This window comes from Streptomyces sp. AV19 (genome assembly GCF_015999245.1).
In the GTDB taxonomy this organism is placed as follows: domain Bacteria; phylum Actinomycetota; class Actinomycetes; order Streptomycetales; family Streptomycetaceae; genus Streptomyces.
The window spans coordinates 225864-247430 of record NZ_JAEAMR010000009.1 but is presented as its reverse complement, the minus strand read 5'-3'; the positions used below and the strand labels follow the sequence as shown (position 1 = coordinate 247430).

At 72.2% G+C, this 21567-nt stretch carries 22 protein-coding genes; 13 read left to right on the top strand and 9 right to left on the bottom strand.

Annotated features, from left to right (window positions below):
* Positions 1-157 precede the first annotated feature (157 nt).
* A complete protein-coding gene (locus I5Q34_RS17570) occupies positions 158-808 on the top strand; it encodes an HAD family hydrolase (protein ID WP_199893236.1) in 651 nt (216 codons plus the stop codon).
* A 12-nt stretch (positions 809-820) separates the two neighbouring features.
* Here the strand turns inward: I5Q34_RS17570 and I5Q34_RS17565 are convergent, their stop codons facing one another.
* Positions 821-1060: a hypothetical protein gene (locus tag I5Q34_RS17565; RefSeq protein ID WP_199893235.1), complete on the bottom strand. Its 240-nt coding sequence runs from the start codon at positions 1058-1060 to the stop codon at positions 821-823.
* A gap of 292 nt (positions 1061-1352) precedes the next feature.
* Between I5Q34_RS17565 and I5Q34_RS35795 the strand changes: the two genes are divergently transcribed.
* Positions 1353-1736 (top strand): cold-shock protein, encoded by a 384-nt coding sequence (locus I5Q34_RS35795; RefSeq protein WP_199893234.1) that lies wholly within the window; start codon positions 1353-1355, stop codon positions 1734-1736.
* Between the two features lie 40 nt (positions 1737-1776).
* Here I5Q34_RS35795 and I5Q34_RS17555 read toward each other — a convergent pair whose 3' ends face one another.
* Genes I5Q34_RS17555 through I5Q34_RS17540 form a run of 4 tightly spaced genes read right to left on the bottom strand, consistent with a single transcriptional unit; the run spans position 1777 to position 5277 of the window.
* Complete coding sequence (locus I5Q34_RS17555; protein WP_199893233.1) at positions 1777-2631, bottom strand: 1,4-dihydroxy-6-naphthoate synthase; 855 nt, start codon at positions 2629-2631, stop codon at positions 1777-1779.
* Positions 2628-3377, bottom strand: a complete 750-nt coding sequence (locus I5Q34_RS17550; RefSeq protein WP_199893232.1) for a futalosine hydrolase — start codon at positions 3375-3377, stop codon at positions 2628-2630. Before I5Q34_RS17550 ends, I5Q34_RS17555 begins: the two co-directional genes overlap by 4 nt.
* Before the next feature lie 2 nt (positions 3378-3379).
* Positions 3380-3841, bottom strand: a complete 462-nt coding sequence (locus I5Q34_RS17545; protein ID WP_199893231.1) for a DUF2771 domain-containing protein — start codon at positions 3839-3841, stop codon at positions 3380-3382.
* Positions 3842-3867: 26 nt separating this feature from the next.
* Positions 3868-5277 carry an MFS transporter gene (locus tag I5Q34_RS17540; RefSeq protein ID WP_199893230.1) on the bottom strand — a complete coding sequence of 470 codons (1410 nt, stop codon included), beginning with the start codon at positions 5275-5277 and terminating at the stop codon, positions 3868-3870.
* A gap of 353 nt (positions 5278-5630) precedes the next feature.
* Here I5Q34_RS17540 and I5Q34_RS17535 point away from each other — a divergent pair, with 353 nt between their 5' ends.
* Positions 5631-6518, top strand: coding sequence for a DUF3027 domain-containing protein (locus tag I5Q34_RS17535; protein WP_199893229.1), 888 nt, complete (start codon positions 5631-5633; stop codon positions 6516-6518).
* 476 nt (positions 6519-6994) lie between these two features.
* A complete protein-coding gene (locus I5Q34_RS17530) occupies positions 6995-10144 on the top strand; it encodes a sacsin N-terminal ATP-binding-like domain-containing protein (RefSeq protein ID WP_199893228.1) in 3150 nt (1049 codons plus the stop codon).
* A 172-nt stretch (positions 10145-10316) separates the two neighbouring features.
* Here the strand turns inward: I5Q34_RS17530 and I5Q34_RS17525 are convergent, their stop codons facing one another.
* The 3 genes from I5Q34_RS17525 to I5Q34_RS34775 form a co-directional block, all read right to left on the bottom strand.
* Positions 10317-10907 (bottom strand): Uma2 family endonuclease, encoded by a 591-nt coding sequence (locus tag I5Q34_RS17525; RefSeq protein ID WP_199893227.1) that lies wholly within the window; start codon positions 10905-10907, stop codon positions 10317-10319.
* Positions 10904-11302, bottom strand: a complete 399-nt coding sequence (locus tag I5Q34_RS34780; RefSeq protein WP_234429060.1) for a hypothetical protein — start codon at positions 11300-11302, stop codon at positions 10904-10906. Before I5Q34_RS34780 ends, I5Q34_RS17525 begins: the two co-directional genes overlap by 4 nt.
* Before the next feature lie 123 nt (positions 11303-11425).
* Complete coding sequence (locus I5Q34_RS34775; RefSeq protein ID WP_234429059.1) at positions 11426-11779, bottom strand: hypothetical protein; 354 nt, start codon at positions 11777-11779, stop codon at positions 11426-11428.
* Positions 11780-12431: 652 nt separating this feature from the next.
* Between I5Q34_RS34775 and I5Q34_RS17515 the strand changes: the two genes are divergently transcribed.
* The 9 genes from I5Q34_RS17515 (at position 12432) to I5Q34_RS17480 (ending at position 19145) form a co-directional block, all read left to right on the top strand.
* Positions 12432-13190 carry a phosphotransferase enzyme family protein gene (locus I5Q34_RS17515; RefSeq protein WP_199893226.1) on the top strand — a complete coding sequence of 253 codons (759 nt, stop codon included), beginning with the start codon at positions 12432-12434 and terminating at the stop codon, positions 13188-13190.
* A 425-nt stretch (positions 13191-13615) separates the two neighbouring features.
* Entirely contained in the window at positions 13616-13822 is a 207-nt protein-coding gene (locus I5Q34_RS34770; protein WP_234429058.1) for a hypothetical protein, read from the top strand.
* Complete coding sequence (locus I5Q34_RS17510) at positions 13806-14333, top strand: DUF6879 family protein (RefSeq protein ID WP_199893225.1); 528 nt, start codon at positions 13806-13808, stop codon at positions 14331-14333. The genes I5Q34_RS34770 and I5Q34_RS17510 overlap by 17 nt, the downstream gene beginning before the upstream one ends.
* On the top strand, positions 14317-15150 hold the full coding sequence (locus I5Q34_RS17505; protein ID WP_199893224.1) for a helix-turn-helix transcriptional regulator: 834 nt from the start codon (positions 14317-14319) through the stop codon (positions 15148-15150). Before I5Q34_RS17510 ends, I5Q34_RS17505 begins: the two co-directional genes overlap by 17 nt.
* Before the next feature lie 62 nt (positions 15151-15212).
* Positions 15213-15509, top strand: coding sequence for a hypothetical protein (locus I5Q34_RS17500; protein WP_199893223.1), 297 nt, complete (start codon positions 15213-15215; stop codon positions 15507-15509).
* 327 nt (positions 15510-15836) lie between these two features.
* Positions 15837-16880, top strand: coding sequence for a methyltransferase (locus tag I5Q34_RS17495; protein ID WP_234429057.1), 1044 nt, complete (start codon positions 15837-15839; stop codon positions 16878-16880).
* Between the two features lie 18 nt (positions 16881-16898).
* Positions 16899-17771 (top strand): serine protease, encoded by an 873-nt coding sequence (locus I5Q34_RS17490; protein WP_199893222.1) that lies wholly within the window; start codon positions 16899-16901, stop codon positions 17769-17771.
* Positions 17772-17843: 72 nt separating this feature from the next.
* Positions 17844-18038 carry a DUF1059 domain-containing protein gene (locus I5Q34_RS17485; protein ID WP_199893221.1) on the top strand — a complete coding sequence of 65 codons (195 nt, stop codon included), beginning with the start codon at positions 17844-17846 and terminating at the stop codon, positions 18036-18038.
* A 15-nt stretch (positions 18039-18053) separates the two neighbouring features.
* A complete protein-coding gene (locus tag I5Q34_RS17480; protein ID WP_199893391.1) occupies positions 18054-19145 on the top strand; it encodes an amidinotransferase in 1092 nt (363 codons plus the stop codon).
* A gap of 29 nt (positions 19146-19174) precedes the next feature.
* Here I5Q34_RS17480 and I5Q34_RS17475 read toward each other — a convergent pair whose 3' ends face one another.
* Positions 19175-21562 carry an HAD-IC family P-type ATPase gene (locus I5Q34_RS17475; protein WP_199893220.1) on the bottom strand — a complete coding sequence of 796 codons (2388 nt, stop codon included), beginning with the start codon at positions 21560-21562 and terminating at the stop codon, positions 19175-19177.
* Positions 21563-21567: the final 5 nt, after the last annotated feature.

Below are 21567 nucleotides of genomic sequence, written 5' to 3'. Positions count from 1 at the left end.
AGCCCCCGCCTCACCGCGCGAAGCGCGGTGCCGGGCCGAGGGGCGCAGCCCCCGCACCCCGCCCCGGGCGGAGCCCGGAAGAAACGGTGAAAGGGCGGGCCAGGGGCAAAATCCCCCCACCCGCGGCCACGACGCCCCCGCGCCGGAGAATGACCCCATGACGACGACCACCCCGCCCCACCCCACCTCCACCCCCTTCACCGTCGGCTTCGACCTGGACATGACCCTGATCGACTCCCGGCCGGGGATCAAGGCGGCCTACGAGGCCCTCGCCGCCGAGACCGGCGTGCCCATCGACACCGACCTCGTCGTCAGCCGCCTCGGCCCGCCGCTCGTCCACGAGCTGCGGGAGTGGTTCCCCGAGGAGGACGTGCCGCGGATGGCCACGCGCTACCGCGAGCTGTACCCAGGCCTCGCCATCGCGCCCACCGTCCCGATGCCCGGCGCCCGCGAGGCGCTGGCCGCGGTGCGCGCGCTCGGCGGACGTTCCGTGGTCGTCACGGCCAAGCACGGCGGCAACGCCCGGCTGCACCTGGAGCACCTCGGCCTGGAGCCGGACGCCCTGATCGGCGACCTGTGGGCCGAGCGGAAGGCGGTGGCGCTGCGCGCCGAGGGCGCCGGGGTCTATGTCGGCGACCACACGGGGGACGTGCGCGGGGCGCGCACGGCGGGCGCGCTCTCCGTGGCCGTGCCGACCGGCCCCTGCCCGGCGGAGGAACTGCGGGCGGCCGGAGCGGACGTGGTCCTGGACGGCCTGGCCGCCTTCCCCGCCTGGCTGGCGGAACACCGCGCGGGCCGCGCCGCGTAGGTCACGCGGAGGTCAGCGCACCGCTTCCCGCGCCGCCCGCCGCTGCGCCGCCGCCGCCCGCAGCACCCCGGCGGCGGCGACCACGAATCCCACGCCCATCAGCATGGAGACGAAGTACGCCGGCGTCGGCAGCGGATCCGCGCCGAGGAACAGCGGGGCGACCGTGGCCATCGTGGCCACTGCGCCGACAAGGAAGACGATGGCGCCGGTGCGTACCAGCAGATCCCCGGGCCGGGACGTTTCGTTGCTCACCCGAGCAGGGTAGTGGCCCAGGAGCCGGGTTCGCCCCCGGGTCCGTACACACGGCTGTGACCAGGAACGGCGCACGCGCGCACCGCTTCGGACGCGGGGCATGAGCACGTCGGTCCCCTGCCGGACGCGCAGAGGTACGACCCGAGGACGTCTTGTCACCGGGCCCGGGACCATTAGCCTTGGGGGTAGCGGGTCTTGCGGCCCGCTGTAGTGCTATCCAGAGCCGTTTTTACTTGCTTGCAGATTTTTCGACAGTTTCCGATTTCCGACGAGTACGAGGACGAGGACAGACGTGCCTACCGGCAAGGTCAAGTGGTTCAACAGTGAGAAGGGCTTCGGCTTTCTCTCCCGCGACGACGGCGGCGACGTCTTCGTGCACTCCTCGGTGCTCCCGGACGGGGTGGACTCCCTCAAGCCCGGCCAGCGCGTGGAGTTCGGTGTGGTCGCCGGCCAGCGCGGTGACCAGGCGCTCAGTGTGATCGTCCTGGACCCGACCCCCTCGCTGGCGGCCGCACAGCGCCGCAAGCCCGACGAACTGGCCTCGATCGTCCAGGACCTGACGACGCTGCTGGAGAACGTCACGCAGCAACTGGAGCGCGGCCGCTACCCCGACAAGGCCCACGGCGCCAAGATCGCCAACATGCTGCGCGCGGTGGCCGACCAGCTGGACGTCTGAGCGCCGCCCCGGATCGGGGAACCGGACCAGGGGAACCGGATCAGGGGAACGCGAGCGCTTCCGGGCCGAGGGGCGGTACGAGCCCCTCGGCCGCGGCCCGCGTGAGCAGCCCGCGGACCGCCGCGTAGCCGTCCTCGCCGAGGTCGGCCGTGAACTCGTTCACGTAGAGCCCGATGTGCTGGTCGGCCACCGCCGGGTCCATCTCCTGCGCGTGCTCCAGGACGTACGGCCGCGAGGCCTCCGGGTCGTCCCACGCCATGCGCACCGACGTCCGGGCCGCGTCCGCGAGCCGGCGCAGCGTCCCCTCGCCCAGGGACCGCTTGGCGATGATCGCGCCGAGGGGTATCGGCAGGCCCGTGGTGTCCTCCCAGTGCTCGCCCATGTCGGCGAGGCAGTGCAGCCCCAGGTTCCGGTAGGTGAAGCGGGCCTCGTGGATGACCAGTCCGGCGTCCACCCTGCCGTCCCGCACGGCCGGCATGATCTCGTGGAACGGCAGGACGACGACCTCGCCGACGCCGCCCGGCACCTCCGCCGCCGCCCACAGCCGGAAGAGCAGGTAGGCCGTCGAGCGCTCGCTGGGCACCGCGACCGTCCTCCCGGACAGGGCCTCCGGGCCGTCCAGCGCCTCCTTCGTCAGCACCAGCGGGCCGCAGCCGCGGCCCAGGGCGCCGCCGCAGGGCAGCAGCGCGTACTCGTCCAGCACCCAGGGCAGCACCGCGTACGACACCTTGAGCACGTCGAACTCGCCGCGCTCGGCCATGCCGTTGGTGACGTCGATGTCAGCGAACGTCACGTCCAGGGCGGGGGCGCCGGGGACGCGGCCGTGGGCCCAGGCGTCGAAGGTGAAGGTGTCGTTGGGGCAGGGGGAGTAGGCGATGCGGAGGGTGTCGTTCACTGCGTTCCTTCCGGAAGTCCTGCCGAGAGTCCTGCCGAATGTCCTGCCGGAAATCCTGCGGACGCGAGGGCCGGGGGCAGCGCGCGGAAGGCGGCCGTGAGCGCGGCCAGCGCGTCCCCGATGCGCCAGGCGGCGCGGTCGCGCGGCCCGACGGCGTTGGAGACGGCGCGCAGCTCCAGCACCCCCGTGCCGTGCGCGGCCGCGGCCTCGGCCACGCCGAAGCCCTCCATCGCCTCGGCCAGCGCGCGGGGGTGGCGCCGCGTCAGCTCGGCGGCGCGGGCGGCGGAGCCGGTCACCGTGGAGACGGTGAGCACGTCCCCGGGGAGCGCGCCGGCCGCCGCGGCGACGGCCTGCACCAGGTCGGCGTCCGGCCGGTGCGCGTCGCGGCCGAAGCCCAGTTCCGTGACGGTCAGGAAGCCCTCGGGTGCCTCGGCCCCCAGGTCGGCGGCGACGATCCGCTCGGCGACCACCAGGGCGCCCAGCGGTGCTCCGGGGGCGACGCCCCCGCCGATGCCGGCCGAGACGGCCAGGCCGTACGGGTCGCCCGCGAGCGCGGCCGCCGTCAGGGCCGTCGCCGTGCCGGCCGCGGCCGCCGCGGGGCCCACCCCGGCGGCCAGCACGTCGTACCCGGCCGTGCGGTGCAGCACCGCGCCGCCCGGCAGCGCGACCTCTTCCGGGGCGCCGGGGAACGCGGCCGTCACCGCATCGCGCTCGGCGGCGACGGCGGTGACGACGAGCACCCGCATCGTCAGGAGTTGTTCTTGAGCGTGAAGTTCCAGACGCCCAGCGCCTCGCGGTCGCCCACCTCGACGATGCTGATCTTGACCTCGTCCTTGCCGCCCTGGAAGAACCCGCCGGCCTGGAGCGTCCGGTACGTCTTCGTCATCTTGCCCAGCGCGGGCTGGCCGTCGACGAACACGGTCCAGCCGTGGTCGGCGATCTTCGGGTCCACGCCGATGTGCAGCTTGTCGTCGACGGTCGCCTTGATGGTCTTGCCGCTCTTCCCGAGGCAGTCGGCCAGGTCCTTCTGGTCGATGGCCCCGCCGTCCTCGTAGCAGGAGGCCTCGGACTGGACCGTCGACGAGCCGACGGTCAGCGTCGCCATCGGAGTCGGCTTGTCGCAGGCGGAAAGGACGACGAGCCCGAAGGTCACGGCCCCGGCGGCGGCAGCGGCGCGGCGGCGTCTGCCCCGGAAAAACGCAGCGGTCATGCGGGCAGGCTACCCGGCCGTATCCGTCACGCCACGCGCGGGTGCGGTGAGCCGCGCCTGGCCGCCGCCAGCAGCCCCCGGACGGCAGTGGCCACGCCCAGCGCGAGGAACCCGGCGGCCACCGACATGCCCAGCACGCCGTTGAGCGGGAGCACGATCCCGATCGCGCCGCCGACCACCCACGACATCTGCAACAGCGTCTCGGAACGGGCGAACGCCGACGTCCGCACCTCCTCCGGCACGTCCCGCTGGATGAGGGAGTCCAGCGACTGCTTGCCCAGCGCCTGCGAGATCCCCGCGACCGCCGCCACGACCACCAGGAAGAACGCGCTGTAGAGCACCGCCGTCACGATCGTCGTCGCCAGCGCCACGGACAGCACCGCGGCGATGGTCTTCTCCGGGCCGCGCGAGCGCAGCAGCGCCCCCATCGCCGTGCCCAGCGCGTTGCCCGCGCCCGCCGCCACCGCGACCATGCCCAGCGAGAACGCCGGGCCCAGCCCGCCCAGCGGGTGCACCCGCAGCAGGAACGCCAGGAAGAAGGTGAGGAAGCCCGACAGCATCCGCAGCGCGCTGTTGGCCTGGAGCGCGTGCAGCACCGAACGGCCCACCGTGCGCAGCCCAGGCCTGCGCTGCCGCTCGCGCCGTTCCCTGGCCTCGATCCGGGCCCGCGCGTGCAGGTGCGGCCGGTGCGGCCGGTGGTCGGGGGAGACCAGCCGGGCGCGCGCCTCGCCCTTGGCCGAGTCGACCTTGTGCGGCAGCGCGAGGGACCAGAACGTGCCCAGCGTGAAGATCGCGCACGCTCCGTACAACGGCCAGGCCGGCCCCACCTGGTGCAGCCCCGCGCCGAGCGGGGCCGCCAGTCCCGTGGCCACCAGGCCGCCCAGTGTCACCCGGGAATTCGCCTTCACGAGGGAGATCTGTGGTGGCAGCAGCCGTGGCACGACCGCCGAGCGCACCACTCCGTACGCCTTCGACGCCACCAGCACCCCGAGCGCCGCCGGGTACAGCTCCAGCCCGCCGGTGGCCACCGCCCCCGACATCATCACGGCCAGCACCGCCCGGGTCAGCATCGAGCCCGCCATCGCCGCCCGGCGGCCGTGCGGCAGCCGGTCCAGCAGCGGGCCGATCACCGGGGCGAGGAGGGTGAACGGGGCCATCGTGACCGCGAGGTACAGCGCCACGCGGCCGCGTGCCGCCTCCGTCGGGACCGAGAAGAAGATGGTGGACGCCAGCGCGATGGTGATCATCATGTCGCCCGCGGAGTTCACCGCGTGCAGCTCGATCAGCTTCGACAGGCCCGACTCGCCCGCGCCGTGGGCGTTCGTCGCCCTGCGGACGCCCCGCGCGGCGAAGGAGACGGGCGCGCGCAACACGCGGCCGACGCTCCGGCCGCCGCGGCGGAGCGGACCGCCATTTGCTGACCGGATGGCTCCCACCACGCCATCATCTCCCAGCCGGGGCCCGCTTGGCTCCAGCCGGCGGACCCCGGACGCGGCACGGCCTCGGGGGTGCTCCCGGGGGCGTACCGGAGTGCCCCGGGGAGCTCACCGAAACCCGGGTATCCCCCGCACCGAACTCCGGGGTAGCGTGCACAATGCGCCACCAGCGGTCGTTCTTGGCCGCGCGCCGCGTCTCGATCCCGCAGAATGGACATGACCAGGTGCGCCCGCGGCCGAACGGGCGGACGTCGACGCGGCCCCACGGTCCGCTCCGTCCGCCGAACCGGCCGTACGGCTGGCGCACTCGTGAGACGGCGTGGAAGAGAGAATCGATTCTTGTGAGTGCTGCGATGCGAAGCCGTACCCCGGACCGTCAGTGCGCCGAGGCGATCGAACTCGCCCGTGCCGCCGCCGAGGAGGCCGCGCACCCCGGGAAGGTCGGTGACCACGTCGAGGTCGTCGCCGACGGGGACCGCGTCGTCACGCACTACTTCACCTGCCTTGACCCCGGTTACCGCGGCTGGCGCTGGGGCGTCACCGTCGCCCGTGCCTCCCGCGCCAAGCTCGTCACGCTCGACGAGACGGTTCTGCTCCCCGGCCCCGACGCGCTCCTCGCCCCCGAATGGGTGCCCTGGAGCGAGCGGCTGCGCCCCGGCGACATGGGCCCCGGCGACCTGCTGCCGACCGACGCGGACGACCTGCGGCTGGAGCCCGGCTGGTCCGGCGAGGAGGTGCCGCCGCCGAACTCCGCGCTCTCCGCGGAGATGACCGAGCTGGCCGACGCGGAGGACGCGGACGTCGCCGCCGGCCCGCCGTCCGCCCAGGTCACCGCACCCGTGCGCGGCTCCATCACCTCGCTCGCCGAGGAGCTCGGCATGCGCCGCGCCCGCGTCCTGTCCCGCTACGGCCTGCACACCGCGGCCGACCGCTGGGACGAGTCGCACGGCGCCAAGACCCCCATGGCCCAGGCGGCCCCCGCCTCCTGCGTCAGCTGCGGCTTCCTCATCCCCATCGGCGGCTCGCTCGGCCAGGCGTTCGGTGTCTGCGGCAACGAGTTCGGCCCGGCGGACGGGCACGTCGTGTCGTTGTCGTACGGCTGCGGCGGGCACTCGGAGGCGGCCGTCATGCCGAAGCCGCCGAGGCCGGCGCCGCCGGTGATCGACGAGACGGTCGTGGATGTGCTGCCGCTGGGCGGCCCCGCCGGGGCGGGCGAGGAAGAGGACTTGGGGCACGCGTAGCGCAGGCGCGTGCCGGGGCGGGGTGAGTCCCGGCCCCGCCCTGACCCGTTTCCCCAGGGGGCTCCGCCCCTGTGCCACCCCGGTGGCGAGCGGGGGCTCCGCCCCCCTGCACCCCCGCAACCGCACTCCGCGCGGTTGTCCTCGAGCTCCCCGGAGGGGGCGACCTCCAGACGGGCTGAATTCGGGCCCGGGCGCGCACTTCAGCCCGTCCGGCGTTTGAGGACAAAGCGGCGAGGCCGCTTTTCGGGGCCCGGGGCGGAGCCCCGAAGCGGGGTGCAGGGGGCGCAGCCCCCCATCGCGCGTGGCAGCGCACAAGCGGGTTGCGAAGGGGCGCAGCCCCTGCGGAAACGGCGAAAGGGCGGGACCGGGGCACCCTCTCCCCAAGGGCACCGCCCCCAACCCGCACCCTCCCCCCTCACCACCCCACCCGCACGGTACGTTCACCCCTGGACCACGACCCAGAGGAGACGAACGACGTGAGCGGAAGCGGCAACGCCACCGGCACCGGTACGACACACACCCCCGCCGACCCCTTCCGCACCGCCCCCCTCCGCCGAGGCGTCCTCACCGCCTGGGCCGCCTCCCCGGCCCGCTTCCGCGAGGACGCCAACGCCGAGGAGGACCTCGCCCTCGGCGGCTACCGCGACCGGCTCGTCGTCGAACTCGCCCAGAACGCCGCCGACGCGGCGTCCCGCGCCGGCGTCCCCGGCCGCCTCCGCCTCACCCTGCGCACGGCGACCGACGACGGCCCCGCCGTCCTCGCGGCCGCCAACACCGGAGCCCCCCTCGACGCCGCCGGCGCCGAGTCGCTCTCGACGCTGCGCGCCTCGGCCAAGCGCGACCAGCAGGACACGGCCGGCCGCTTCGGCGTCGGCTTCGCCGCCGTCCTCGCCGTCAGCGACGAGCCCGCCGTCCTCGGCCGCCACGGCGGCGTCCGCTGGTCCCTCGCCGAGGCCCGCGCGCTGGCGGAGGAGGCGGCGCAGCCCGCCCTCGCCGAGGAGATCCGCCGCCGCGACGGGCACGTCCCGCTGCTCCGCCTCCCGTTCCCCGCCGAGGGCACCGCCCCCGACGGCTACGACACCGTCGTCGTCCTGCCCCTGCGCGACGGCGCCGCGCAGGACCTCGCCGAGCGCCTCCTCGCCGGGATCGACGACGCGCTGCTGCTGGCCCTGCCGGGCCTGCGGGAGGTCGTCGTCGAAACGCCGGACGGCGCCGCACCCCGCGTCCTGACGAGCCGTCAGGAGGACGACGGCCGGCACGTCGTCGTCGACGACAGCGCCCGCCCCGGCACGCCCGTCCGCTGGAGGGTGGAACGCGCCGGCGGGCGGCTCGACGGCGCCCTCCTCGCCGACCGGCCCGTCGAGGAACGCCTGCGCCCCAACTGGTCCGTGACCTGGGCCGTCCCGGTCGCCGCGGACGGCACCCCCGCCCGCCCCCGCACTTCCCCGGTGCTGCACGCCCCGACCCCCACGGACGAACCCCTCGGCCTGCCCGGCCTGTTGATCGCCACCTTCCCGCTGGAGCCGACCCGCCGCCACACCGCGCCCGGCCCGCTGACCGACTTCCTCACCGGCCGCGCCGCCGAGGCGTACGCCGCGCTGGTACGCGACTGGCACCCTGTCTCGGCCGGCACGCTCGACCTCGTCCCGTCCCCGCTGGCGCAGAGCCCGCTGGACGCCGAGCTGCGCAGCCTCGTCCTGGAGCGGCTGCCGCGCGTCCCGTTCCTGCCGGGCGCCGCGCCCGCCCCCGAGGGGGAGGAGCCGTACGCCCTGCGGCCCGCCGAGGCGGAGATCGTGGAGGGCGCGGGGGCGGAGACCGTCGCCGTCCTCGGCGAGCTCTTCCGCGGCCTGGTCCCCGCCGGGCTGGAGCGCCGCCCCGAGCTGCGCGCGCTGGGCGTGGCCCGGGTGCCGCTGGGCGAGGCGATCGACCGCCTCGCGGGCGTCGAGCGCCCCGCAGAGTGGTGGCGGCGGCTCTACGAGAGCCTCGCCGGGGTGGACCCGGACCGGCTGACCGGCCTGCCCGTCCCGCTCGCCGACGGCCGGCGCACGGCCGTCGGCCCCCGTCAGGTCCTGCTGCCGCCCCGGGACGGCGACGACGCCGAGCGGCTGTCCCGCCTCGGGCTGAAGGTCGTCCACCCCGACGCCGCCCACCCGCTGCTGGAGAAGCTCGGCGCCACCCCGGCCTCGCCGCGCGCGATCCTGACGACCCCTCAGATCCGTGCGGCCGTCGCCAACTCCCTGGAGGCGGACGAGGCGTGGGACGAGGACGCGCTCGGCCACGACGAGCTCGTGGACACCGTCCTCGCCCTGGTCCGCGACGCGAACCTCGCCCCCGGCGACGAGCCCTGGCTCGCCGCGCTCGCCCTCCCCGACGAGGACGGCGAACTGGCCCCCGCCGGTGAACTCGTCTACCCGGGCAGCCCGTTCGACCAGGTCATCCGCCCCGGCGAACTCGCCGCCTGTGACGCGGAGTTGACCGCTCGCTGGGGCGAGCAGCCGCTGACCGCCGTCGGTGTCCTCGCGAACTTCGCCCTCGTCCGCGCCACCGACGTCGTCCTCGACCCCGACGAACTGGAGCCGCGCGACGGCGACTTCCCCGAGCCGGACGACGCGGGCCTGCTCGACGCCGTGGACGTCTGGTGCGAGGACGTCCTCGACCGGCTCCCGCACACGCCCGTGCCCCCGGTCGTGACCGAGCTCGTCGCCGTCCGCGACCTCGACCTCGTCGACGACGACGCCTGGCCGCAGGTCCTCGCCCTCCTCGCCGAACCGCCGCTGCGCGACGCCCTGACCGCCCCCGTCCGCATCCTGCTCCCCGACGGCACGACGGAGTCCGTCCGCCCGTACACCGCCTGGTGGCTGCGCGGCCACCCCGTCCTCGACGGCCGCCGCCCGGCCGGCCTGCGGGCGTCCGGTGGCGACCCGCTGCTGGAGGGCCTGTACGAGGAGGCGGACGCGACGGGTTTCGCCGACGAGCAGGTGCTGCGTGCCCTGGGCGTCCGCACGTCCGTCGCGGCGCTGCTGGACGAGCCGGGCGGGGCGGCGGAACTGCTGGCCCGCCTCGCGGACCCGGACCGCCCGGTGCGCCCGTCCCGACTCCACGCGCTCTACTCCTCCTTGGCCTCCCTCGACCCGGACGAGGTGACCCTCCCCGACGAGCTGCGGGCGGTCGTCGACGGCTCGGTGCGCGTGGTCGACGCGGCGGACGCGCTGGTCGCGGACGCGCCGGACCTGCTGCCGCTGGCCGGCGGGCTGGCCCTGCTGCCCGTACGGCCGTCGCTGGCGGGGGACTTGGCGGAACTACTGCAGGTGCGCCGCCTGAGCGGGGCGGTCGAGGCCCCCGTGGAGGCGGGCGAGGGCCTCTTGAGGGAGGTTCCCGACGGCGTCCGCGTCCTCCTCCCGTCCGCTCCCACGACGTACATCGAGCACGACGAACTCACTGTCGGCGGCGTCCACTTGGACTGGCGCCTGGGCCCGGACGGCGTCCTGCACGCCACCACCCTGGAGGGTGTGGCCGCCGGCCTGGCGTGGGCGGCGGGCCACTGGTCCCGCCGCTTCGAGGCGGCGGCGCTCCTGGAGGACCCGTCACGGACGGGGGAGCTGGCGCGGGATCGGTGGTTCGACTGACGGGGGGCGGCCGGGGGCGGTCGGGCCTCCGGCCGTGTGACGGAAGTGGTGGATGTGCGGGCTGGGTGGCGCGTGGTCGTTCATCGCTGAATTACGGGCAATTTGGGTGTGCAACCGGCCCGGCGCCACGGCGGCGCACACCCAAAGTGCCCGCTTTCACCGTCGGTCGGCGTCAGTCACCGGTGGCCTTCTTCAGCTCCTCGGTCGGCAAGGTGAAGCCGACCGGGTCGGGGAGCCGGACGGATTCCCCGTAGGGGCGCGACCGAATGCTCAGGTACTCCCCGTTCCAAGGCTTGGAATAGACAGTGACCATACGCCGGTCGCGGTCGACCAGAAGGTAGAGGGGAATGCCGGCTGCGGCATATCCGAGGGCCTTTGTCGTCCGGTCGCGCCGGACGGCGTCTGCGTATTTCGAGGTGACCGCCACCACCATCGGAATGCCCTCGGGGTCCGACCACTCGCCGTGGCCGGCGAAGTGCCCGCGAGGAGCGAGGACTCCGTCCGCGATCGCGCGCCCCGTGAGGCCGTCCCCGACCCGCAGGCCGACGCCCGCGTACAGCCACCTGTCGGCCCGCTGCTCCCTGCATGCATTCTGAAGCCACGCGACGATCTCGCTGTGGGTCCCGTCCGGCACCGGCTTGACCTCGATCCTTCCGTCGATGAGCTCCAGGCGCACAGTGTCGCGAGTTTTACTGGCGAGTTCCTCGAAATCCTCGATGAGGAACGGTGGAGGGCGCTTGGCTGCGTCGTGCACGGCGGTCATGTGCGTGCCTTCCTTTCGCGTCGGCGGTTGATGGTCCGGAGTTCGTCGACGTGGGCGTGGACGGCGTCGGCGAGGGTGCGGCAGGGGTCGGGGCGGGGTGGGGTCTCGCCGCGGCAGGTGCGGCAGATGCCGCCGGGGAGGGCCTCGGAGGGGCCGGGGTCGCGGCAGACGACGCATTCGAGGAGCATGTGAGGCCGCCGCTCGGGGGCGGCTGCTTCCACTTCCGGTGGCAGCTTGTCGTGAAGACGGCGGCGGGCGAGGCCGGCGGCGTGCAGGACCTCGGGCGGCAGCTGGCCCGTCATGGCCCGGACGAACTCCTCGTCCGTGACGCCGCGCTCGAACCACGGCTCGGCCAGCGGCGCGAGGGCCGCGCAGTCGGCGGCGGACAGCGTCATGCGGGGGTCTGTGCGGCCGAGGGAGGCGAGGAGGCGGTATGCGCGGGGGCGGGACGGCTCCGGCGCCGGGGCCTGAGCCGGAGGGGCTTCCCGCGGCACGTCCCCGACCCGTACGGCCTCCCATCACGCGTCGTCGCGCGGCGTCCGCGAGAAGAACGTCCGCGTCACCCAACGCGAGCTTCCGTCTTCACTCTTGAGGTGTTCGGTGAAGCGCCGCAGGTGACCGGCTTCGGAGAGCCTCCGCAGCGCGGTCAGGCAGGCGGCCTGTCCGTAGGCGGGCAGCTGGGCGGCCAGCGATTTGCCGTCGATCGCCGCGCCTTCAGGGAGCCGGTCGATGAAGGCCGCGACCGACGCCTCACGGGGCGGCAGGTGCGCGAAGTCGTCCTTGCGGCGCGGGGCTTGATCTGGCGCGGAGCGCTTGCCGAAGCCGGAACGGGCCATGAGGGGCGTGGGGGCGTTAGGGTAGGCGTCAGCCATCGGGATCGACTCCAGACTCGATCTCGTCGGTGAGACCCCGGTTTTGGTGTTGGTAGCACCTGCCGGGGTCGTTTGTTGCTGCGCACGCTAGGGCCTGGCGACAGCATGTCGCAAACCGGCCACACGCCGTGAACCTCCCGTGGGTATGCGCGCGCTTGAGCGCGCACACGGAGGGTGGGTGGGTGGGTTCAACTACCCACCATTCCTTAAAAGAAGCGCTCGGATCCCGCCCCTCGGATCCCGGAACTCAAGCGCCGTCGACAGCGAACAAGTGGAAACCCCTGACCCGCCCTCGCCGCCCGGATCTGCACGTGGTGATGTGCTGTGCGGTGTGCACTGTTACGTCCTTGAGCTGGGCGATGTCTTCGCCCGCCCCGTCCGGACTGTCATGAGGCCCCTCGTCGAGCCCCGCATCAACGGCTTTTCCGCTCCGACGCGACTCGTCGCCACTGCGCCGCACCACGGCAGAGGCGCCACTGACGCATGCCGTGTCCCGTGGCCGTCGTATGGATGGCGCCGACACTCGCGCAACGGATGGCCGGACGCCGTCGCCCGTCAGGTCTTCTGGAGAAGTCGGGGCCGGCGGGCCGAGGCGTCGGTGCTCCGGAGCAGATGCTGATGGCACTGTCTGCTGTCGGGGGACAATGCGGAGGTGCTCAGTCTTCTTCACGCGTGGGGCGAGGTAGATGTCGTCGGGCGTCTTGGCGGAGGTCATCGCAACGAGGTGCTCGAGCTCAGGCGCAAGGGGGAAAGGCTCGTGGCGCGACGCACCCGCCGCGGGAGCGCGGCCTTGGACTGGGAGCTGGACCTTCTGGTGTTTCTCGGTCACCACGGCTTTTCGGTCCCGACAGTGGTTCCTTGTCTGGACGGTCGGCGTCACCTGCATGGTGTGGTGGTGCAACGCTGGATGGAGGGTCGGCCTCCGGTTCAGGGGGACTGGGCCCGCGTCGCCGCCGAGCTGAGTCGTATGCACGCGCTCACGAAGGGCTGGCCGCAGCGTCCGGGGTTCTGCTCCAGCACAGAACTCTTGTTCCGGGAGCACGGCGGGGATGTGGATCTCTCCGCGATGCCCGAGGCTGCCGTGGACGCCTGTCGGCGAGCGTGGCGGGGCATGGCAGACGTTCCGCAAGCCGTGGTTCACGGTGATCCGGGCGTGGGGAACATTCGCGTTACTGAAGAGGGCGTGGGGTTCCTGGACTGGGATGAAGCCCGGGTCGACCATGTTGATCTCGATCTTGCGGATCTCCCTGATCCCGGACTTCCCCCGGACCGCCTTCGGGTGGCGCAAGCCGCGGTCAACGCCTGGGAAGCTGCCTGTAGCTGGAGCATCGAGCCCGCCTATGCCCGGCGACGGCTCGCCGCGATCACTTCCAGCCAGCGTACTTCTTCGATTGTTCCGTACCCAAAGTGATTCCGGCCGGTTCCGGGATCTCCCTTGGGGCCCAACTTCCCCTGCTCGTCGATGAAATGATCGACGGACGCGAGGGCGTCGGGGACGGCGCGCCCCTCCACGGCAGTGCTCGATCCTCAGGTCTTGGTCACGGTGGAGGTCCGGTTCCGGACACTGCTGCATGCACTGCCCGGGTCCCGGAGCTCAAGTTCCCGGCAGTGCGGTCTCTGTCGACGCGGGAGCAGCGCCGCCTTCGCGTTCGGCGGGGGCGCATGACGGCCGGGAAGGCGCCCGGTTCGGGAAAGCTTCCTGACCGGCCTCTTTGGCTTCACCGTTGATCATCTACCCGACTTCGTGAATATCGGCGTTCCCGCATGGACGGTTTCGTCTCGATTCCCCTAGCGTCGTCCCAGGGCAGGGGCGGGCCCTGCCGAGAGGGGTGGACCATGGCGCGTGAGGGGCTGACGCGGCTCACGGGGAATGGCTCCGGGAACTGCAACAAGAACGATTGCCCCAACGTCTACCGGATGGACACGGGTTCCATTCTTGTGCAGGGCGAGGTGTCCAACGCCTTCGCGACTCCCCGGGGCGAAGGACTCGTGGAGATCCCCGAGAGCGTACTGAAGGAGGCTGTCCGTGCTCTTGGATGGTGAGCTGTGGGAAGCCAAGTTCCTCAACTTCCGGGCCGAGGCGTGGCGGTTGGAGACCCTGCAGGTCTACAACGTGCCGCAGGAAGAGGAGGAGATCCGGCAGTTCCTCGCGGGCGAACGCATCGACCCCCACGCCTACTCGAACGAGTACACCGACGACCTCAAGCGGGTACGTCGTGAGGGGAAGAGCAAGGGCAGGGTGCACATCGTGACCCGTCCGCTCTCGCAATACCTCTGGTTCGAGTTCATGTACTACCAGCCCCACGCATGGGCCGGTGAAGACATCCGGATCATGGACGTGACCGACAGGCACAACCCACTGGACGGGGTCCAGGACTTCTGGATGTTCGACCGTTCGGAAGTGGTGCTCATGCATTACGAGCCGGACGGCACGCAAGTCGGCCGGGAAGTGTACGAGGGCGACCCGGAGCCGTACAGGGAGTACCAACGGACCGCGCTCGCCGAGTCGCTGCCCTTTGAGGAGTACGTGAAGGGCCTTGACGTTCGAACCTGAGCAGTTGGGCCAGTCCAAGACTGATCTGGCTGCGACGCTGAGGCAACTCCGCAAGCGAGCCGGACTCTCCCAGGTCCGGCTCGCTCGGCGTTGCAACATGTCGCAGACCAAGGTCAGCAACATCGAGAGCGGAAAGGTAACCCCGAACCTTGTCGACGTCGAGCTGATACTGCGGGCCCTTGAGGCTCCTGCGCAGCTTGTTTCAGAGATCACGGCCCTTGCGAGGATCGCGAACACCGAATGGCGGGACGACCGGTCCTCGCTTCGCAGAGGGCTCGACAAACGACAGAACGAGCTGGCCGGCCTTGAGAAGTCCTCCACGGATCTCCGATACTTTCTGCCAACGATGATCACGGGCCTCTTGGCCACACCGGAGTATGTGAGAGCAAGCATTGCGGACGCTCCGGGAGACCGGACCAAGACCGTTGCCAAGAAGCTGGAACGTCAGGCCGTCCTTTACGACAGGTCGAAGCAGTTCAGGTTCGTCCTCACCGAGCAGGCCGTCAGGTGGCCCCTCGTTCCACCCGACGTGCTGGCTGTACAGATCGACCACCTTGCGTCCTTGACGCACCTGCCGAATGTCCACATCGGAGTAATCCCGATAGGGCACGATGTGAAGCCGGGTCCGCTGAGCGTTTTCACGGTTTACGGCGACAGCATGGCCACTGTGGAGACACCCACAGGGGTTCTCATCTTCAAGGATCACAGAGACATCTCCGCGTACCTGGATGAGTTTGCCGCACACGAGGCTCATGCCGTGTTCGGGGAGCAGGCCAGGGAGAAGCTCGCGGATTGGGCGTCCTCCTGCAGATCTTGATCTTTAAGCGACGTCGCGAATAAAGCTGGACCAGGCAAGACTTATGTCACAACGATGTGCGCATGACCACGGACATCGAAGCAGCCGCGCAGCAGGCCGACGCCTTCCTGGCGGGCAAGAAGAAGGCCGATGACACGGCTTTCATGCTGGGGCGAGTGCTGGCGGAGTTGGGCATCAGGGTCGGAGACAGGGATTCGTGGCCGCAGTTGACAGGTCGCGCTTCCCTCGGTGGCGAGCCGTACGTGTACTTGGGGACGGTGCCGCTTGCCACGGCTTACAGGCTGATCAACGCCCTGATCTACGCGGAATCGGTGCGGCGGTGTGCGCCGGAGGAGCGTTGCGCCGGTCACGACGCCTGACGAGGTGTCCGTACACAGCCATCGCATGCGCCGCACCGGTTATGCGCCGGTGATGCGCTGCGCAGTGTGCATCGAGTGAGCCATCCGCAGGCCCGGGCGAGTGCGCCTGACTGTGAGGCCGGCCTCGGTGCGGAGCTCACGGATCCCCGCACCGAGGTCTCGCGACCCCGCCGCGCGCCTGTGCCGGATGGGGCGGGTGAGGGCTGCGGGGTTCCGCAAACCGGGCGACGGGGGTTGGATGGGACTGTTCGAAACGGTTCCGAAAAGCGGCAAGTCCTCGGCGCTCGTACCGGCGTGGGCTCGCCCGTACACGACAGGAGCGATGCCTTGGCCGCCGCCAACCCCGCAGCCACACCGTCCGGCCCCGAAGGCCGTCGTCCGTCCCCGGCGCTCTACGACGTGATGTTCGGCCACGTCTACGCCTCCGCCCTGCACGCCGTCATGGTCCATGGCATACCGGATCTGCTGGCCGACGGGCCGCTCACCGGCGAGGAGTTGGCCGCGCGGTCAGGGACCCAGGCCGGGCCCCTGCGGCGGGTGATGCGGCTGCTCGTCGAGCGCGGGCTGTTCCGGGAGGGGGTGGACGGGGGATTCGCGCTGGCCGAGGCGGGGGAGTTGCTGCGCTCGGACGTGCCGGGGTCCCAGCGGGCGGCCGCCTTCTGGGCCACCGACGAGATGTTCCGGCGCTCGGCCGAGGCGCTCGCCGACAGCCTGCGCACCGGACGGGCGGGCTTCGAGACGGCCTACGGCGTGCCGTTCTTCGCGTACCTGGCCGCCGACGTCGAGAAGGGGCGGGTCTTCGACGCCGCCATCACCTCGATGACGTCGGACGGGGTCAACGAGGACGTGGTCCGCAGTTACGCGTTCCCCGGCAGTGGCACGGTCGTCGACGTGGCCGGGGGGCAGGGCGGGCTGCTGGGTGAGGTGCTCGGCCGGTACCCGGGGCTCAACGGCGTTCTGTTCGACCAGCCGGAAACCGTCGCCCGCCATCTGCTCGACGCCGAGGAGTTGAAGGGGCGGTGGCGTACCGAGGGCGGGGACGTCTTCACGGCCGTCCCCGAGGGCGGGGACATCTACCTGCTGAAGAACATCCTGCACAACTGGTCCGACGACGACTGCCTGCGCATCCTCGGCAGCATCCGCCGGGCCACGGCCCCCGGCACCCGGCTGCTGGTGATCGACGCCGTGCTGCCCGGCGACGGCACCCCGCACCCGGCGGTCGGGCTGGACACCGTCATGCTGATGCTGCTCGACGGACGGGAGCGCACGGCCGCCGAGTTCGAGGATCTGCTGACCCGCTCCGGGTTCCGGCTGAACCGCGTCGTGCCGACCCCCTCCCTGGTCTCGGTCGTCGAGGCCGAAGCCGTCTGATCCAGGAGACCCGCTCGCATGCGTCCGCGCGCCACCCTCGTCCTCGTCCCCGTTCTCGCCCTCGCCATATCCCTCGGTGCGGCTCCCGCGCAGGCGCAGGCGCAGGCCACCGCCGCTGTCGCCTACACCGCCGAGGAGCGCCGACACGCCCTCTCCTACTGGACCCCCGAGCGCATGCGCCGCACCGACCTCTCCGTCGATCTCGGGCGCACCGGGCCGAAGTCCGAGCCCTGGAAGGGCGTGCCGGTGAAGACCGTCGGCAAGCTGTACTTCGTCAACGCCAAGGGCGCGGACACCTGGTGCACGGCCGCCGCCGTCCGCAGCGGCAACCGGTCCACGGTCGTCGCGGCGGCCCACTGCGTCCGGCTGCCCGCGTCGCCGGTCAACACCTACACCGACCTGGTGTTCGTCCCGGGGTACGGGAAGGAGAAGCGGCAGCCCCACGGCGTCTTCCCGGTGCGGACGACCGTGACCCCGTCCTCCTGGGCCACGGACGCGATCACCGACTTCGCCGCGCTGACCGTGGACCCGGTCAAGGGGAAGAAGCTCACGGACGCGGTCGGCGGGCAGAAGATCGCCTTCGGGCGGAAGCCGGGCGGCAGGGTCACCGCGTTCGGCTACCCGGCCACCCGCCCGCAGCGCGGCGCGGAGCTGCTGTACTGCGCGGGTACGGCGAAGGCCGCGCCGGGCGACGAGCAGAGCGTTCCGTGCGACATGGGCGGCGGCGCGAGCGGCGGGCCGTGGCTCGCGGACTTCGACGCCAAGGCGGGGACCGGGACGCTGGTCTCGGTCAACAGCCACGGTGACGGGCCCGAGCGCAGCACGACGATGTCCGGGCCCGCTCTCGGCGCCGCGGCGCGTCAGGTCTTCGAGCGGGCCCAGAAGGGCTGAGGGCGAGAAGGGCCGAGAACGAGAAGGGCCGGGGCCTTCGGCCTACCCTGGAGGTGGTGAGAGGAGGCCCCGATGACCAGGAAAGTCGCCGACTGCCGCCGCTTCCCCGGCGAGTCGGACTGCACGCTCACCATCTCCGGCGAGGAGGACGAGGTCCTGCGGGCCGCCGCCGAGCACGCGGTCTCGGTGCATCGGCACCAGGATTCCCCGGAGCTGCGCGAGCGGATCCGCGGTCTCCTGGAGGACGAAGACGGGAAGGGCGCCTAGGCGCGCCCCGTGGACATGTCGAGCCACCCGCCGGCGGTCGTCAGTTCCCACAACGAGTGGGACCCGCTGGAGGAGGCCGTCGTCGGGCGTCTCGACGGCGCCACGATCCCGTCCGGCCATCCGGTCGTGGCCTGCAACCTCCCGCCGTGGGCGGCCCGGTTGCAGGGGATCGCCGCCGGTCACCCGTACCCGCCCGTGCTGATCGAGCGGGCGCAGGAGGAGCTGGACGGGTTCATCGGCCTCCTGCGGTCGCTCGGCGTCACGGTCCGGCGTCCGGACGCGGTCGACCACCGGCGCCGCTTCGCCACCCCGGACTGGTCGTCGCGAGGCTTCTGCAACGCCTGCCCGCGGGACGGCCTGCTCGTGATCGGTGACGAGATCATCGAGACGCCGATGGCGTGGCCGTGCCGCTACTTCGAGACGCACTCCTACCGCGCGCTCCTCAAGGAGTACTTCCGGCAGGGCGCGCGCTGGACGGCGGCACCGAAGCCGCAGCTCACCGACGCCCTGTTCGAGCCGGATTTCCGCGTCCCCGAGGAGGGCGAGCCGCCGCGCCGCATCCTCACCGAGTTCGAGCCGGTCTTCGACGCGGCGTGCTTCGTGCGCGCGGGCCGCGACCTCTTCGTCACGCCGAGCAACGTCACCAACCACATGGGCATCGCGTGGCTGCGCCGCCACCTCGGACCGGGCTACCGCGTCCACGAGATCGAGAGCCGCTGCCGCGCGCCGATGCACATCGACACGACGTTCCTCCCGCTCGCGCCGGGCAAGGTGCTGGTCAATCCCGAGTACATCGACGTGGACCGCCTGCCCGACGTCGTGAAGCGGTGGGACGTCCTGGTCGCCCCCGAGCCCGACCCGCTGGACGAGCGGCTGCTCAAGGTCGCCTCGATGTGCGGCAAGTGGCTCAGCCTGAACGTGCTCGTGATCGACGGGAAACGGGTGATCGCGGAGCGGCACCACACCGGCATGCTGCGCGCCCTGGAGAGGTGGGGGTTCGAGCCGATTCCGGGTGACCTGCTGCACTACGCGCCGTTCGGCGGGTCGTTCCACTGCGCGACGCTCGACGTGCGGCGGCGCGGCACGCTCGAGTCCTATTTCGACTAGCCCGTCGAGTTTCGACTAGCCCATCGAGCTCACGCGGGAAAGCGCCGGCCCACCCACCGCCAGGCGAGCTCCAGGACCGCCGCCGCCACGGCCGCGATCGCGACCGCCGCCCACGGCAGCGTCGTCCCGACCAGCTTCAGCGCGAAGAAGTGCTGGAGCCAGGGCACCACCAGCACCACCAGGAAGCCCAGGCTCATCGCGGCGACCAGCAGCACCCGCCACCACGTGTACGGCCGGGCGATGATCGCCAGCACCCAGAGGGAGATCAGGAAGAGGGTCAGTGTCGCGGCGCTGGTCTCCGCGCCCAGTGCCTCGTAGCCCGAGTAGTGGTGCCGCGCCAGCAGGTACGTGGCGAAGGTGGCCGCGCCCGCGATCAGCCCGGCCGGGACGGCGTACCGCATGACGCGGCGGACGAAGTGCGGCCTGGCGCGCTCCTTGTTGGGGGCGAGGGCCAGGAAGAAGGCGGGCACGCCGATGGTCAGGGTGGACAGCAGGGTCAAGTGGCGCGGCAGGAACGGGTACGGCACGCGGGTGCAGACGACGAGGATCGCCAGCAGCACCGAGTAGACGGTCTTCGTCAGGAAGAGGGTCGCGACGCGCGTGATGTTGCCGATGACGCGGCGGCCCTCGGCGACGACCGAAGGCAGCGACGCGAAGCTGTTGTTGAGCAGCAAGATCTGCGCGACGGCCCGCGTCGCCTCGGAGCCCGAGCCCATCGCGACGCCGATGTCGGCGTCCTTGAGGGCCAGGACGTCGTTGACGCCGTCGCCGGTCATCGCCACGGTGTGCCCGCGGGACTGGAGCGCGCCGACCATGTCCCGCTTCTGCTGCGGGGTGACGCGGCCGAAGACCGAGCCCTTGTCCAGGGCGTCGGCCATGTCCTCCCGCAGGGCGGGCAGTTTCCGGGCGTCCACGGGGGTCTCGGCGCGCGGCAGGCCCAGCTTGGCGGCGACCGCGCCGACCGAGACGGCGTTGTCGCCGGAGATCACCTTGGCGGCGACCTGCTGTTCGGCGAAGTAGCGCAGGGTGTCGCCCGCGTCGGGGCGCAGCCGCTGTTCGAGGACGACGAGCGCGGTGGGCCGGACGTCCCGGGCGACGTCGGGGTCGTCGAGGCCGCGGGCGGCGCGGGCGAGCAGCAGGACGCGCATGCCCCGGGCGTTGAGCTCCTCGGTCTCGGCGAGCGCCCGGTGGCCGTCGGGGAGGAGGACGTCGGGGGCGCCGAGCAGCCAGTTGCCGCTCTCGCCGTCGGGGCCGGCGAGGGCGGCGCCGCTGTATTTGCGGGCGGAGGAGAACGGCAGGGACTCGGTGCAGCGCCAGCCCTGGCCGTCCGGGTAGGCGTCGATGATCGCCTGGAGGCTGGCGTTGGGCCGCGGGTCGGAGTCGCCGAGGGCGCCGAGGACCTGGCGTACGTACTCCTCCTCCGAGCCGGCGAGCAGGCGCAGTTCGGCGACGTCCATGCCGCCCTCGGTGAGCGTGCCGGTCTTGTCGAGGCAGACGACGTCGACGCGGGCCAGCCCCTCGATGGCGGGCAGTTCCTGCACCAGGCACTGCTTGTTGCCCAGCCGGATGACGCCGATGGCGAAGGCGACGGAGGTCAGCAGCACCAGGCCCTCGGGGACCATGGGCACGATCCCGGCGACCATCCGGCGCACGGCCCCCCGCCAGTCGTGCTCCTCCACCACGAACTGGCTGACGATCAGGCCGATCGCGGCGGGGACCATCATCCACGTCACGTACTTGAGGATCAGGCTGATGCCGGTGCGCAGTTCGGAATGGACGAGGGTGAAGCGGCTGGCCTCCTCGGCGAGTTGGGCCGCGTACGCCTCGCGGCCGACCTTGGTGGCGGTGAACGCGCCGCCGCCGGCGACGACGAACGAGCCGGACATGACCTTGTCGCCGGGCTGTTTGAGCACCGGGTCGGCCTCGCCGGTGAGCAGCGACTCGTCGATCTCCAGCCCGTCGGACTCCAGGACCTCGCCGTCCACGACGCACTTGTCGCCGGGCCCGAGTTCGATGAGATCGCCGAGGACGATCCCGCCGGTGGCGACGGGCACGGCGCGGCCGTCGCGGCGGACGGTGGGCTTCGCCTCGCCGATGACGGCGAGCGAGTCGAGGGTCTTCTTGGCGCGCAGCTCCTGGAAGATGCCGATCGCGGTGTTGGCGACGATGACGAAGCCGAAGAGGCCGTCCTGGATCGGGCCGACGACCAGGATGATCAGGAAGAGGACGCCGATGATGGCGTTGAACCGGGTGAGGACGTTGGCCCGGACGATCTCCGCCGTGGAGCGGGAGGAGCGGACGGGTACGTCGTTGACCTCGCCCCGGGCCACGCGCTCGGCGACCTCCGCGGCACTCAGGCCGGGGTTCGCCGGGGCCGGGACCGTCCCGCGGGCGGTGGTCTCCGCCGGATCGCTCATGCTCC

Excerpts from the sequence above, each read along its gene's own strand:
- I5Q34_RS17570 (WP_199893236.1), top strand. The coding sequence starts at position 158 with ATGACGACGACCACCCCGCCCCACCCCACCTCCACCCCCTTCACCGTC.
- I5Q34_RS17550 (WP_199893232.1), bottom strand. The coding sequence starts at position 3,377 with ATGCGGGTGCTCGTCGTCACCGCCGTCGCCGCCGAGCGCGATGCGGTG.
- I5Q34_RS17545 (WP_199893231.1), bottom strand. The coding sequence starts at position 3,841 with ATGACCGCTGCGTTTTTCCGGGGCAGACGCCGCCGCGCCGCTGCCGCC.
- I5Q34_RS17535 (WP_199893229.1), top strand. The coding sequence starts at position 5,631 with ATGCGAAGCCGTACCCCGGACCGTCAGTGCGCCGAGGCGATCGAACTC.
- I5Q34_RS17525 (WP_199893227.1), bottom strand. The coding sequence starts at position 10,907 with ATGACCGCCGTGCACGACGCAGCCAAGCGCCCTCCACCGTTCCTCATC.
- I5Q34_RS34780 (WP_234429060.1), bottom strand. The coding sequence starts at position 11,302 with ATGACGCTGTCCGCCGCCGACTGCGCGGCCCTCGCGCCGCTGGCCGAG.
- I5Q34_RS34775 (WP_234429059.1), bottom strand. The coding sequence starts at position 11,779 with ATGGCTGACGCCTACCCTAACGCCCCCACGCCCCTCATGGCCCGTTCC.
- I5Q34_RS34770 (WP_234429058.1), top strand. The coding sequence starts at position 13,616 with ATGGCGCGTGAGGGGCTGACGCGGCTCACGGGGAATGGCTCCGGGAAC.
- I5Q34_RS17500 (WP_199893223.1), top strand. The coding sequence starts at position 15,213 with ATGACCACGGACATCGAAGCAGCCGCGCAGCAGGCCGACGCCTTCCTG.
- I5Q34_RS17490 (WP_199893222.1), top strand. The coding sequence starts at position 16,899 with ATGCGTCCGCGCGCCACCCTCGTCCTCGTCCCCGTTCTCGCCCTCGCC.
- I5Q34_RS17485 (WP_199893221.1), top strand. The coding sequence starts at position 17,844 with ATGACCAGGAAAGTCGCCGACTGCCGCCGCTTCCCCGGCGAGTCGGAC.
- I5Q34_RS17480 (WP_199893391.1), top strand. The coding sequence starts at position 18,054 with ATGTCGAGCCACCCGCCGGCGGTCGTCAGTTCCCACAACGAGTGGGAC.
- I5Q34_RS17475 (WP_199893220.1), bottom strand. The coding sequence starts at position 21,562 with ATGAGCGATCCGGCGGAGACCACCGCCCGCGGGACGGTCCCGGCCCCG.